This window comes from Shewanella pealeana ATCC 700345, from assembly GCF_000018285.1.
Lineage (GTDB): Bacteria > Pseudomonadota > Gammaproteobacteria > Enterobacterales > Shewanellaceae > Shewanella > Shewanella pealeana.
Genome location: NC_009901.1, coordinates 1,853,036 through 1,867,121 on the forward strand (window position 1 = coordinate 1,853,036; position 14,086 = coordinate 1,867,121).

Annotated in this window: 10 protein-coding genes; 8 read left to right on the forward strand and 2 right to left on the reverse strand. The window is 44.1% G+C overall.

Annotated elements, in window-relative coordinates:
• Window positions 1-208 precede the first annotated feature (208 nt).
• The 7 genes from recR (at window position 209) to SPEA_RS08090 (ending at window position 8,104) form a co-directional block, all read left to right on the forward strand.
• Window positions 209-808, forward strand: a complete 600-nt coding sequence (recR, locus tag SPEA_RS08060) for a recombination mediator RecR (RefSeq protein ID WP_012154774.1) — start codon at window positions 209-211, stop codon at window positions 806-808.
• Between the two features lie 225 nt (window positions 809-1,033).
• Window positions 1,034-2,950: a molecular chaperone HtpG gene (gene htpG / locus SPEA_RS08065; protein WP_012154775.1), complete on the forward strand. Its 1,917-nt coding sequence runs from the start codon at window positions 1,034-1,036 to the stop codon at window positions 2,948-2,950.
• A gap of 88 nt (window positions 2,951-3,038) precedes the next feature.
• The gene (locus tag SPEA_RS08070; RefSeq protein WP_012154776.1) at window positions 3,039-3,884 is read left to right on the forward strand and encodes a tetratricopeptide repeat protein; all 846 of its coding nucleotides are present in this window, start codon (window positions 3,039-3,041) and stop codon (window positions 3,882-3,884) included.
• Window positions 3,885-4,062: 178 nt separating this feature from the next.
• Entirely contained in the window at window positions 4,063-4,707 is a 645-nt protein-coding gene (adk, locus tag SPEA_RS08075; protein ID WP_041410885.1) for an adenylate kinase, read from the forward strand.
• Window positions 4,708-4,877: 170 nt separating this feature from the next.
• Window positions 4,878-5,873 carry a ferrochelatase gene (gene hemH / locus SPEA_RS08080; RefSeq protein ID WP_012154778.1) on the forward strand — a complete coding sequence of 332 codons (996 nt, stop codon included), beginning with the start codon at window positions 4,878-4,880 and terminating at the stop codon, window positions 5,871-5,873.
• Window positions 5,874-6,136: 263 nt separating this feature from the next.
• Complete coding sequence (locus SPEA_RS08085; protein ID WP_041410886.1) at window positions 6,137-7,441, forward strand: inosine/guanosine kinase; 1,305 nt, start codon at window positions 6,137-6,139, stop codon at window positions 7,439-7,441.
• 108 nt (window positions 7,442-7,549) lie between these two features.
• The gene (locus tag SPEA_RS08090) at window positions 7,550-8,104 is read left to right on the forward strand and encodes a sugar O-acetyltransferase (RefSeq protein WP_012154780.1); all 555 of its coding nucleotides are present in this window, start codon (window positions 7,550-7,552) and stop codon (window positions 8,102-8,104) included.
• 114 nt (window positions 8,105-8,218) lie between these two features.
• On the opposite strand, the gene SPEA_RS08095 is transcribed toward SPEA_RS08090, so the two are convergent.
• Window positions 8,219-9,547 (reverse strand): dicarboxylate/amino acid:cation symporter, encoded by a 1,329-nt coding sequence (locus SPEA_RS08095; RefSeq protein WP_012154781.1) that lies wholly within the window; start codon window positions 9,545-9,547, stop codon window positions 8,219-8,221.
• A gap of 217 nt (window positions 9,548-9,764) precedes the next feature.
• On the opposite strand from SPEA_RS08095, the gene SPEA_RS08100 reads away from it, so the two are divergent.
• On the forward strand, window positions 9,765-12,188 hold the full coding sequence (locus SPEA_RS08100) for an Ig-like domain-containing protein (protein WP_012154782.1): 2,424 nt from the start codon (window positions 9,765-9,767) through the stop codon (window positions 12,186-12,188).
• A 231-nt stretch (window positions 12,189-12,419) separates the two neighbouring features.
• Here SPEA_RS08100 and astB read toward each other — a convergent pair whose 3' ends face one another.
• On the reverse strand, window positions 12,420-13,757 hold the full coding sequence (gene astB, locus SPEA_RS08105; RefSeq protein WP_012154783.1) for an N-succinylarginine dihydrolase: 1,338 nt from the start codon (window positions 13,755-13,757) through the stop codon (window positions 12,420-12,422).
• Window positions 13,758-14,086 lie beyond the last annotated feature (329 nt).

A 14,086-nucleotide genomic window follows, 5' to 3' on the forward strand; every position in this document is an offset into this window, starting at 1 on the left:
ATTAAAGTTCAGTGTTTTTAACGGCAAATTTAGCCGTGAAGCGGTGGGGATTTTAGAGATTATGTCTGGTTTTATTTAACATGAAATCACGCTCAAATTCAGGCTTTCTATGTTAACATCCCCAACCAATCTATTTAGCAAAGCTTTTTCCTTTGGCTATTTAATTCAATTTTAGAGGTGTGCAGCACCTTGTTATGCGGAACGTTAAATGAAATTTAGTCCACTCGTAGATGAGCTGATCCAGTCACTTCGTTGTTTACCAGGCGTTGGCCCAAAATCTGCCCAAAGAATGGCGTTTCAACTGCTAGAGCGTGATCGTAAAGCGGGCGCTAAGTTGGCTGATTCGCTAGCTAAAGCTATGTCTGAGGTGGGTCACTGTCAGTCATGCCGTACCTTCACCGAAGAAACCTATTGCCCGATTTGTGTCAGCACTAAGCGTGGCCACTCAGAAGTGATCTGTGTGGTTGAAACCCCCGCCGATGTATTAGCAATCGAAGCGGGTGGCCATTTTTCTGGGCGTTACTTCGTGTTGTTAGGACACCTGTCACCGCTTGATGGTGTGGGGCCTGATGAGCTTGGACTTGATTTACTTGAGCAGCATTTAGCGACTGGTGATGTCAGTGAGCTTATTTTAGCAACCAATCCAACCGTAGAAGGTGACGCGACTGCGCACTACATTGCCGATATGGCAAAACGCCATCAATTGACTGTCAGTCGTATTGCCCACGGCGTCCCCGTTGGTGGCGAGCTAGAGTACGTTGATAGCACAACACTTGCGCTTTCTTTTAACGGCCGTTTACCTATGTAATATTCTTGCCTGTTTAGTCGGTATTGATTAGCTAGTTAAACTTATGAAGTTAAATACTGCTTTTGAACAACAACTTATTTTAAAATCCAGTTTACGAATATTCGCAAACTGGATTTTTTTTGTGCAATTGAAGGCAATGCACTCTTTATCCCTTGAAAAGCATTTTTCTAGCCCCATCTCTTAAGCAAGCGTTACTTAAACTGATTTTTTTAAAGGGAACATTTCATGTCACAACAAGAGACTCATGGCTTTCAAACTGAAGTCAAACAACTACTACATTTGATGATCCACTCTCTGTACTCAAACAAAGAGATCTTTTTGCGTGAGTTAGTATCGAATGCTGCCGATGCCGCCGATAAACTACGCTATGAAGCCCTAACAAACGATAACCTTTATGAAGGTGACGGCGAGCTACGTGTTCGCATTAGTGCAGATAAAGAGAAAGGTACCGTAACTATTGAAGATAATGGTATCGGTATGACTCGCGACGGTGTGATTGAACACTTAGGGACAATCGCTAAATCGGGCACTGCTGATTTCTTCAAGAAGCTTTCTGGTGATGAGTCAAAAGACTCACAATTGATTGGTCAGTTCGGTGTCGGTTTCTACTCTTCATTTATTGTTGCAGACAGAGTGACTGTTCGCACCCGTGCTGCTGGCCATAGCGCCGATGAAGCGGTACTTTGGGAGTCAGCCGGTGAAGGTGACTTCACTGTTGAGACCATTTCTAAGCAAACTCGTGGTACAGAAATTACCCTACATCTTCGTGATGATGAAAAAGAGTTTGCAGACGACTATCGTCTACGCTCAATCATCACTAAGTATTCAGATCATATCTCAGTACCTGTAGAGATGTTTGAAGCTGGAACGCCAGCAGTTGAAGCCACTGAAGATACAGAAGCTGTAGCTGCTACTGAAGGTAGCTGGAAGCCAATGAACAAGGCGACAGCGCTTTGGACTCGTAACAAAAGTGATGTGTCTGATGAAGAGTATCAAGAGTTTTACAAGCATATCTCTCATGACTTTACTGACCCACTACTATGGAGCCACAACCGCGTAGAAGGTAAGCAAGAGTATACTAGCCTGCTTTATATCCCAGCTAAAGCACCTTGGGATATGTGGAACCGTGACCGCAAGCATGGCTTAAAACTATTCGTTCAGCGTGTATTCGTGATGGACGATGCCGAGCAGTTTATGCCGAGCTACCTGCGTTTTGTGCAAGGTCTAATCGACTCGAACGACCTGCCGCTAAACGTATCTCGTGAAATCCTGCAAGATAACAAGGTGACAACGGCACTGCGAACCGCTGTGACTAAGCGTGTATTGGGTATGCTTGAAAAGCTAGCTAAGAATGACGCTGAAAAGTACCAGTCTTTCTGGACTGAATTTGGTCAAGTTCTGAAAGAAGGTCCTGCTGAAGACTTCGCTAACAAAGAGCGCATTGCAGGTCTATTGCGTTTTGCATCGACTCATACAGGTGAGGCGACGCCGAATGTTTCACTAGCTGATTATATCGAGCGCATGCAAGAAGGTCAGTCTAAGATCTACTACATCGTTGCCGATAGCCATGAAGCTGCAGCCAATAGCCCACATCTTGAATTGCTACGTAAGAAAGGCATTGAAGTATTATTGATGTCTGAGCGCATCGATGAGTGGTTGATTAACCACTTAACTGAGTTCGATGGCAAGAAGCTGCACTCGGTAACTCGCGGTGATCTTGAGCTAGGTGAGCTTGAAGATGATGATGAAAAAGAGGCGCAAGAGAAGTTACAAACTGAATCTGAAGGCCTAGTTAAGCGCGTTAAAGACAGCTTAGGCGACAAAGTTTCAGAGGTTAAGGTGACGACGCGTCTAACAGATACGCCTGCTTGTGTGGTTGCAGGTGAAGGCGAGATGTCGACCCAGATGATCAAGTTGATGCAAGCAGCAGGACAAGACGTACCTGAGCCTAAGCCGACATTTGAGCTAAACCCTGAACACCCATTGGTTGCCCGTTTAAATGACGAGCAAGATGAGCAGCAATTTGCTCAATGGTCAGAGCTATTACTACAGCAAGCATTGTTGTCAGAGAAAGGCAGCCTCGCAGACCCATCTGCATTCATTAAGCTGATGAACCAAATGCTATTAGCTAGCGTTAAGTAATCAACAACTATGATTAAAGGGGCAGTTATACTGATTGGTATTACTGCCTCTTTCTTTATGGTCACTCGCTAAAAGCGAAGGAAAAGTTATGCAATCGATTCTAGAGCTGACGAAAGAAAATATACAGCAAGTGGTCGACGCTTCGATGGAGAAGGTCGTCGTGATGGCATTTTGGGCGAATCAAAGTCCAGAAAGCTTAGGCTTAATGCAAACTCTTGAAAGTATCGCACAGCAACAAAATGGCCGTTTTGTGTTAGCTAAAGTGAACTGCGAACATGAGATGGAGATCGCTAATTACTTTCAGATCCAGAGTCTGCCGACTACTTTAGTACTTCACGAAGGTAAACCAGTCGATGGCTTTGCTGGTGTGCAAGAGGCGCTGCAAATCATTGAGATGCTCGATAAGCATTTACCTGCCGAGTGGCAATTGAAGCTTAATCAAGCGCGAGTATTTTTAGCTGAAAACAATGCTATTGCTGCTTTGCCATTGTTAAAAGAAGCATATAGCGACAAGCCTTTAGCTGAAATAGCGTTAGCATTAGCCGATGTGTACTTGTCACTCGGGGTACTTGACGATGCTAAGGGACTGCTCGATTCTGTGGGGCTAGCCGATCAAGACAGTTATTACCAAAGCCTTAAGGCGAAGCTTGCGTTAGCGTTAGATGCTGCCGATACACCAGAGATAAGAAAGCTGCAGCAAGCAGTAGACAATGCGCCTGATGATTTGGCATTCGTGTTAGATTTGGCCAAAGCGCTGCATCAAGCAGGGCGTAACGATGAAGCCTTACCTTTATTATTTACCCCGTTGCAAAAAGATGTTTCTGTTTTCGATGGCAAGGTGAAGGCGCTATTTCTTGAGATCTTAACTGCACTAAGCCAAGGCAACGCTCTAGCCAATCAATATAGACGTAAGCTTTACACCTTACTTTACTGAGTAGTGCCAAAGTTTTTATCGTGACTGATGCTAAAGTCGAATGAAAATAACTTCAAAATAGCGGCTATTTGTGCGAAGATCGCCGCCCTAAACAGAATAATACCCATCATCTAGGCGGCTTTAGGGTCGCCCACGAGAGATGTTGGTATCACAGTGCGAAATTAAGAGGAAGATTCAGATGCGCATTATGCTATTAGGTGCCCCAGGTGCCGGTAAAGGTACCCAAGCCCAATTCATCATGGAAAAGTACGGTATTCCTCAAATTTCAACTGGCGACATGCTACGTGCAGCGGTTAAAGCGGGCACACCACTAGGCTTAGAAGCTAAGAAAGTGATGGATGCTGGTCAGTTGGTTTCTGATGAGCTAATTATTGGCCTAGTAAAAGAGCGCGTTGCACAAGATGATTGCGCTGCTGGTTTCCTATTAGACGGTTTCCCACGCACTATCCCACAAGCCGATGCTATGGCTTCAAGCGGTATCGCTCTTGATCACGTGATTGAAATCGATGTGCCAGACGAAGAGATCGTTAAGCGTATGAGCGGTCGTCGTGTTCACCCAGGTTCTGGCCGTGTTTACCACATCGTTTTCAACCAGCCTAAGGTTGAAGGTAAAGATGACGTGACTGGTGAAGACTTAGCAATCCGTCCAGATGATGAAGAGTCTACTGTACGTAAACGTCTTGATATCTACCATGAGCAAACTAAGCCACTAGTAGAATACTACGGCGCGGTTGCAGCTAAAGGCGATGTGACTTACAACAAGTTCGACGGTACAAAGTCTGTAGCAAGTGTAAGCGAAGAGATTGTTACAGTACTAAGCTAAATTAGTACTAAGCTATCTTTAAGTCGCTTGATACTTGGCTAAATAAAGCCTAAGTAACAATGTGTTTATGAGCTAGTTCTCATATTTTAAAAAGCCCATGTAAATGGGCTTTTTTTATGCTTTTTGCGGTGATAGCCTGACCTGAATATCTTGCCAAAAAGAGAATTCATGTGAGTGACTTAGCCCCGCCGTTTGGTGTGTTACTAGTAAACCTAGGTACCCCTGATTCACCTACCGCTCCAGATGTTAAAAAATTCCTTAAGCAGTTCTTGAGCGACCCCCGAGTGGTCGACCTTTCGCCTTGGATCTGGAAGCCGATTTTGAACGGTATCATTCTTAATACCCGTCCAGCCAAAGTCGCTAAACTCTATCAGTCTATCTGGTGGGATGAAGGTTCACCTTTGATGGTAATAAGCCAAAAACAGCGCGATAAACTTAAAACGTCATTACATGAGTCACTCGGACAAGCCATTCCAGTGGAACTTGGCATGAGCTATGGCAATCCGTCATTGCAATCGGGGCTCGACAGCTTAAAGTCTCAAGGGGCTGAAAAGATCTTCGTTCTGCCACTTTACGCACAATACTCATGCTCTACCGTTGCCCCAGTTTATGATGCAATTGCACAGCTTTTAAAGTCTGAACGCAACATCCCAGAAATGCGCATTAACAAGCAGTATTTTGATCATCCAGCCTACATTAAGGCGTTAGCTGAGTCGGTTAAGACCCATTGGCAACTCAAAGGTCAGGCTGATGTGCTGCTGATGTCGTTTCATGGTGTGCCGCTTAGATACATTACTGAGGGCGATCCTTATCAGGCTCAGTGTCAATCGACTGCTGAGCTGGTGGCAAAGGAGTTGGGGTTAACACCTGAGCAGTGGCGAGTCTGCTTCCAATCTCAGTTCGGTAAAGAGGAATGGATAAAGCCCGCTACTGATGAGTTGCTAGAGTCTTTGCCTAAACAAGGGGTTAAGTCAGTGGATATCATGTGTCCTGCATTTTCATCCGATTGCTTAGAAACCTTGGAGGAGATCTCTCAAGAGGGCAAAGCTGAGTTCTTATCGGCAGGGGGAGAGCGCTATGAATTTATTGATTGTCTCAACGATGCACCGGCTCACATTAAGCTATTAGCTAAGCTGGTTGAAGAGCAAACTAGAGGCTGGTATTAAATATTCTGACTTCTATAGTGATTTCAGCTAGCGAAAGAGGTGGGGTGTGGTAAAATCCCCCACCTTTTTTGGCATCTAGCCCTTTAAATTCACTATTTTGCTTAAGATGTGACTAAGCTAAAGAAATAGTGGGGGTAGAGTTTTTATTATGGCCAGTTGCTAGAAGTGCAGAGTTTGCTTGTTCGTATTGAATAAACAGCTTGAGATAACTTACCCGTTTTAATTTATATTTTGCATGGATGCCGAATGAAAGAGAGCTCAATATGAAGTTTCCAGGTCAGCGTAAGTCTAAACATTATTTTCCAGTTAAAAACCGCGATCCACTGCTTGCACAGTTGATCCAACAGCCTCTACCGATTTCAACCTACATCTCTGGTATCGATCAGACGCTTGTAGACATTGAGGCGAAAGTGGAAGATGAGTTATTGAGCCGCTACGAGCTGCCTAAAGGCAACTCAACCTTGATCGATGATGACAAGGCCCATGCACTTTATACTGAGCTTAAAAGCAATGAATTGATCAGCGACGAGTTTGCTGGTGGCACTATCGGTAACACAGTACATAACTACTCAATTCTAGCCGATGACCGCTCTGTGTTATTTGGCGTAATGAGCAAAAACATTGAGGTGGGGAGCTATGCATATCGCTACCTTTGTAATACTTCTTCTAAAGTTGATCTAAACTATTTGCAACCTGTAGCGGGTCCAATTGGTCGCTGTTTCACTCTTATTTCAGAATGCGGTGAGCGTACTTTTGCCATCAGTAAAGGCTCAATGGATCAGCTTACACCTGAATATATCGATAAAGAGGTGGTTCAAGGTGGATCGGCGCTCATTCTAACCGCCTACTTAATGCGCGCCAGTGGTGATGATCAGATAACTGAAGCTGCGATGACGGCAATCAGTTACGCTAAAGAAGCAGAGGTGCCTGTTGTTCTGACACTAGGTACGCGTTTCTTAATCGAAGAAGATCCAAAATGGTGGCAGGAGTTCATCAAAGAGCACGTGACTATTTTGGCGATGAATGAAGATGAAGGTGAAGCATTAACAGGCTTTAGTGATCCACTGCAAGCCAGTGAAGCTGCGCTTGAGTGGTGTGACATGGTATTGACTACAGCGGGTCCTTTAGGTCTTTACACTGCAGGTTACACAGAAGACTCAGAAAAGCGTGAAACTAGCCATACCTTGCTGCCAGGTTCAATTCCTGAGTTTAACCGCTACGAGTTCTCTCGTCCTAAATTAAAGGCTGATTGCGATTCACCTTTAAAGGTGTACGCGCATATCTCTCCTTATATGGGGGGGCCAGAGATTATTCGTAACACTAACGGTGCAGGCGATGGTGCATTAGCAGCTTTGCTGCACGACTTAGCGTCAAATACTTTCCATAAGACCAATGTTCCGGGTTCGAGCAAGCATAAGCGTGATGGTTTGTGTTACTCATCGTTCTCGCAAATTTGTAAGTATGCTAACCGCGTGGCTTATGAAGTGCTGGCTCAACATAGCCCACGACTCTCTCGAGGCCTACCAGAGCGTGAAGACAGCTTAGAAGAGTCATACTGGGAAAGATAACCCTAAGTAGCGCCTATAGGCGGCTATAAGCAATATAAAGGCATAACTTGGTGATCAGGTTATGCCTTTTTTGAATCTACTCTAACATAACAATAAAAAAGTGATGATATGACCGAATACGAAAAAATGCTCAATGGTAAAATCTTTGCCGGTGCGGATCCTGAAATTTCAGCTGTACGAGACAATGCCTATTTATTGCAAAAGCAAATCAACAATAGTCTAGGTTTTAGCGAAACCCTGTGCTTGATAAAGCAATTGCTCAACAGTATTGGTGAGGGCTCGATTGTACGAGAGCCGTTTAATTGTGAATTTGGCAAGCAGATTACGATTGGTAACGGTAGCTTCATTAATATGGGGGCTGTGATGCTCGATGGCGCGAAAATTACCATAGGTAATCAGGTTATGGTGGGACCAAGTTGTCAGTTTTACACCGCATCCCATGCTATAGATTATTTAAGTCGTCGCAGGTGGGAGACTTTTTGCTTACCGATCACCATTGAAGATGATGTCTGGATTGGTGGCAATGTGGTGATCAATCAAGGTGTGACTATTGGTGCACGTTCTATCGTTGCTGCTGGATCTGTTGTAAATAAAGATGTACCTGCAGACTGTATGGTCGGCGGTGTACCCGCAAGAATATTGAAGCAGCTTAATGTTGCTTAATAGATGATGCGATAAGCTAGCAGTTTGCCAGCGTAAAATGGCTGCCTTAACTAGCGAAAGTAAGTCATTAAAAAGGCGTCCAATTGGACGCCTTTTTAGATTGAACCTAGCTTTTTACTTGTTCAACTTCATTTCTTCAGCATGAACTTGAGCGTTGAAACCTGGAGCGACTTTACCCGCTTGAGTATCATTGAAGATCTCTTCGTTAAACTCATTTTCAGATTTAGCAATCACCACAGTTGCTACTGTATCACCGGTTACGTTAACCGCTGTACGCACCATATCCAGCAGTCTATCTACACCAATAATCAGCGCGATACCCTCAACAGGCAGACCGACTTGGTTCAGTACCATGGCAAGCATGATTAGACCCACACCAGGTACACCGGCAGTACCGATAGAGGCAAGCGTTGCTGTAACAACAACCATAGCGTAATCGGTAATTGTTAGCTCGATACCAAAGACTTGGGCAATAAAGACGGTCGCAACGCCTTGCATGATCGCGGTGCCATCCATGTTAATAGTCGCACCAAGTGGCAGGGTGAAAGAGGCAATCTTATTATCCACGCCCATACGGTGCTCTGCAGTCTCAATAGTCACAGGCAGCGTCGCGTTTGAACTCGCTGTACTAAATGCAAATAGCTGTACGTCACGGATTTTACGGATAAAGGTGAATGGGTTGAGCCCAGAGAACACTTTAAGCAGCACCGGGTACACCACGAATGCATGAACAAGTAACACACCTAGTACTACGAAGAAGTATTTAACGACACTGCCAAAGGTTTCCATCCCCAGTGTGAGCGCCAATTTTGCCATCAGGGCAAACACGCCGTAAGGAGCAAGTTGCATGATAAGTGTTACAACACGCATGATCACTTCGTTAAGGTCGTTAAACAGTGCTGCGACACGCGCACCACGTTCACCAATATGCGAGATAGCAAAACCAAAGATCACCGCAAAGATGATGATCTGCAGCATATTACCTTCACTCATCGCATGCAGTGGGTTGGTAGGCACAAGATTAATAAGTACATCAGAAAGGCTTGGGGCCTGCTTGACGTCAAACTGCATTCCTTCAGTCACCATACTGGCATTGCCAGGGTGGATAGCAATGGCAACTAGAATCGCCATTGAAAGGGCAATGGCTGTGGTGAATAGATAAAACGCGATGGTCTTGCCACCTAAGCGACCTACTTTAGAGGGTTCACTTAGCGAACAAGTACCACAGACTAATGAAACAAAGACAAGAGGAACAACAAGCATTTTCAAGCTTGAGATAAAGATAGTACCGATTACATTTAGCACACCCTCAGTGATGTACTCTTTGATAAAGTCACTCTCTGGAAACAGATTGCGTAGTAAGAGTCCGAGAATAATACCGGTAAACATACCGATAATTATCTTACTCGTGAGGCCGAGTTTTTTAGTTTTCGTAGCAGACATAGTGCTTCCTGTATAATTTTTATGCTTTTCAATTTGCGTTCTAAAGCCTAGCAAGAAAGTGACACCGAGGAAATGGGGTAAAAGTTAAGTTTTACCGGGTTCTCGCAAATAAATAGATGTTTATTGTGGAAAAGTTATGGGAAAATTGTGTAATGTAAGTTGCTAGGTGGCAGAAGTGTTGCCGAAAATAATAATCTGAGTAACAGGGAGTCTGACAATGAAGTCAGCTTATAGCATTTTTATTGCTTTTATATGGTCATTTATTCTCGTTGGTTGTAGTGGCGGAGGGAGTATTTCTGAAGACGATGATGGTGGAACGACTCCAGATCCAACAACTATTTCAATAGCGTTAAGTACGACAAATTCACTTATTTCGGTTGCAGAAAATGCACAGATTACAGCTAAGGTGACCGATTCAAATGGAGCAGCAGTTAGCACGTTAGTCTCATTTTCATTAAATAATGCAACCTACGGCTCTTTTGATCCTGCAACTGGTGAAGTCTCTACTGATAATGAAGGCAATGCAGTCGTTACCTTAAACACAGCTTCTATTAATACAGGAGCCACGGTTACAGCAACAACTTCTACTGGAGAAGCCGCCAGTATTAATGTCACTATGGTCGGTGATGGTGGTGATGCGGGTAATGGTGCATCGGTAGCCATCAGCTTAGTTGATGAAAATGATCAGCCTACATCAGGGATCAGTAGTCTATCTCCAGGTTTCTTGGTGGCGACAGTGACTGGGCTTTCTAAAGAGACGATTGTTACCTTTTCTACAAGCCGCGGTGAGATCCCTATTAATACCGCAGTAACCGAAAATGGGGTCGCTCGAGCACAAATACTCGCCGGAGCTGAACCTGGGGCAGCCAATGCTACAGTAACGATTTTAACTGGTGAAACAGCCAGTCTCCCCTTTACTATTGGAGCAACAAACGTCCTTATGGGAAGTGGTACGCCATTTGAGTCAGGTGTAGCTTCAATTAATCCAGTCAGTGTATCTGCTGGTGGTACCGCAAGTATTTCGGTTACCTTGCAAGACGATCAAGGCAAGTTGTTCACTGAACCCGCAGAAGTAATCTTTTCTTCTATCTGTTCAGCTAAAGCATCACCTGAAGCTGAAATTAGTTCACCTGTTATTGCCGTTAACGGTGTTGCGACCAGTACCTATCTTGCAAAAGGGTGTGTTGGAGAGGATAGTGTTAATGTTAGTGCCAATGTAGGTGGTAAAGCATTAACGGCTTCTGCTAAGTTGACAGTGCTGCCAGCCAGTATTGGTAGTATCTATTTCGTCGAGGCTCTGCCCGAGAATATTCGTTTAAAAGGCACTGGTGGTGCTGAAGCATCGACAGTTAAATTTAAAGTACTAGATAGTAACGGTAATCCAGTTAAAAACCAGCAAGTGAACTTTTCTCTAAATACAGAAGCTGGAGATATTGAAATTGATCCCGCTAATGCAACAACGGATGCAAATGGTATTGCACAGACAGTAGTGAATTCAGGTACGGTTGCAACATCTGTGAGAGTGACTGCCATTGTTGATGGTAAAACGCCTGAAATATCTAGTCAGTCAAACTTACTGGTGATTTCAACTGGTTTGCCAGATCAAGATAGTTTCTCTTTATCAGTTGATAATGCGAGTCCCGAAGGCTGGGATTACGATGGCACAGAAGTTAACGTTACTGCTAGGCTTGCCGATGCCTTTAATAACCCAGTACCAGATGGAACGGCAGTTTCGTTCACTACCGAAGGTGGTTCTATTGATCCTTCTTGTGTAACGTTAAATGGCACTTGTTCTGTAAAGTGGACCAGTCAAAACCCAAGACCAACTGGTGCGGTTCTCGATAGTGCTCCTTCGGAAACACCAAAGCTTGGGCAACCATATGGCGGGCGTGTCACTATTCTCGCAACCGCTATCGGTGAAGAATCCTTCCCTGATACGAACGGTAATGGTCGCTTTGATGCCTCCGAAGTTACTGATTTTAATAGCAAGCATGATGTATCAGGTAATAGCTATGATCTAACAGAAGCATTTGTCGATCATAACGAAGACACAGTCTATAACCCTGAAACAACTGGTGAAGACGGCGGTGATTTAGAAACATTCGCGGACTTTAACAATAATAGTGTTTTCGATGGTGCAGATGGTCTATATAACGGTAGTTTATGTGCACTTGATGTAAACGGTACAGCTCATTCTGGCTGTTCAACGACAAATAAATCATTAAACGTTAGAGCGAGTGCCGTGATCGTGATGGCAGGCAGTCACGCTTATTCATCGACTCCGGTTATCTCAGATAGCTGTATTGATAAACCTGGTGAAGTCGATGCTTGTGATGGCCTTAACGATAATAATACGCTAGATATTTTGGGTAAATCGACAGGTGGCGTATCGATTATAGTAAGTGATCTACACAACCAACCGTTACCTTCTGGTACCATTTTGACCTTCAAGCCATCAGTTGGCAGTTTGGCAAGTAATGGCACATTTACTATTCCTTCGACTAATAAAAATGGCGCCTTGCCGTACAGTGTTGTGATCAAAGGTGCTGATGACCCTGAGTCAGGTACGCTAGTTATTGAAGCTGTTACGCCAAATGGTGATTTAACACTGATTGCGACAATATCAATGACCATTCATTGATGCATAATAACTGCTACGTGTGAGTAATAAGCTTCACCTAAAAAGCCCTGCGATAGCAGGGCTTTTTTTCAGCTCAAACCATCTGTTTCAGTGGCAGCTATCAATTAGGTGTTGCTCGCTTCATATGGAAGTTGTTTGATACGCCGATGGAATGAACCGCTGTATAGCCACATATGAAAAAACCACCGTAATGGTGGTTTTTTTTATGTCTACTTAAGATCAGTAAAAAGCTTATCTCTGGAACTGATAAACACTGCCTAGCTTCATAATTTGTGTTAGCTCATCGAGCGCTGTTCGCGATTCTATGACTAACTGCGGGTCGGCTAAGTCCTCAACTAACAAACGATCACGGTAATGCTTATCTACCCACTGATTTAAGCGAGTGAACAGCGCGTCATTCATTAATGTATGTTGGTTAACCGCGGCAACTTCATCTTGGTTCATCGCTACACGTAAACGCAGGCAAGCTGGCCCACCACCATTTTGCATGCTCTGCTTCACATCGAAGTAGAGCACTTGCTTGATTGGGGTATCGAGTGTCACTAATTCATTTAGATAAGCAAAAACTGCTGGATTTTCTTGACAGTTTGTTGGCGCAATAATCGCCATTTCGCCTGAAGGTAAGGTCACTACCTGGGTATTAAATAGGTAACTCTTAACCGCATCTTGAATCGCCACCTGAGAGGTAGGCACTTCAACGAAGTGTAGGGCTGAGTCACCAAACTTGTTTTTGATTTCAGTCAGTTTTGCCTGTGTGTTTAAAAAAGCTTGCTCATGATAGAACAACACATTTTGGTTACCTACGGCAATCACATCGTTATGGAACACGCCTTGGTCAATCACATCGGGGTTCTGCTGAATATAAACCGTGCCGTTATCATCTAATTGATGCAGACGGGCAACCGCTTGTGATGCTTCGAGTGTCTGACGAGCTGGAAACTTTTGCGGCTTTGGCGCAGATGGATTGGTGGCCTCCTGACCATAGACAAATAGCTCAACACCAGCATGTCCATACTCACTGCATAAACGCGTATGGTTAGCCGCGCCTTCATCACCAAAGCTGGTATGTTCTGGAAGATGTTGGTGATGTTTGAAATAACGGCTATCGTTAAACGTAGCTTGAAGTATGTTACCTGTCGTCGTAGGTTCAATACTGCGGTGTAACTTGTCGACAAGATTGGCCGGGGTAAAGTGTAATTTACCGTCATGGGTATCAGCGCTAGGAGATACGGTGGCAGCGTTAGCGGTCCACATGCTTGATGCACTGCAGCATGCACGTAGAAGCGCAGGAGCTTCTTTCGCAGCTTTATTAAGGATTTCAGCATCTGTGCCAGAAAAACCAATTCTGCGTAGTGTGTGTAAGTCTGGGCGCTCTTGAGGGGCAAGCATTCCTTGAACTAAACCGAGATCGGCTAGCGCTTTTGCTTTTTTGAGTCCTTGTTTAGCAGCATCTTTTGGGCTTGAGGTTGCGGCGGCGTTATTTAATGAGGCGACGTTGCCAAATGATAAACCTGCGTAATTGTGCGTTGGCCCAACGAGTCCGTCGAAATTCGCTTCAAAATGCTTCATTCTTGTTTTCCTTAAGGGTAGCTCAGGTTGTAATATCTTTTCTGAGTTGTAATTATTACGGTCAGTATACTTAAGCGACAGTGCCGCACAAGCGAGTTTAAATTGACAAAAACACTGAATTTGAATTGAAATGCACACCGATGACTTGCTTGATGACTAATAATGAAATATTAGTTTTTAAATACGCACTATTTTTTTTCACATTTATTTCAAAAATGGTTAAAAATTGATACTCCAGTACAAATAAAAGAGGGATTAGCTTGAAACTCTGTACACAACCCTCTATATATGGAGCCAAATTTCCGATTTTTGAGACTCGTTGGCGCAAA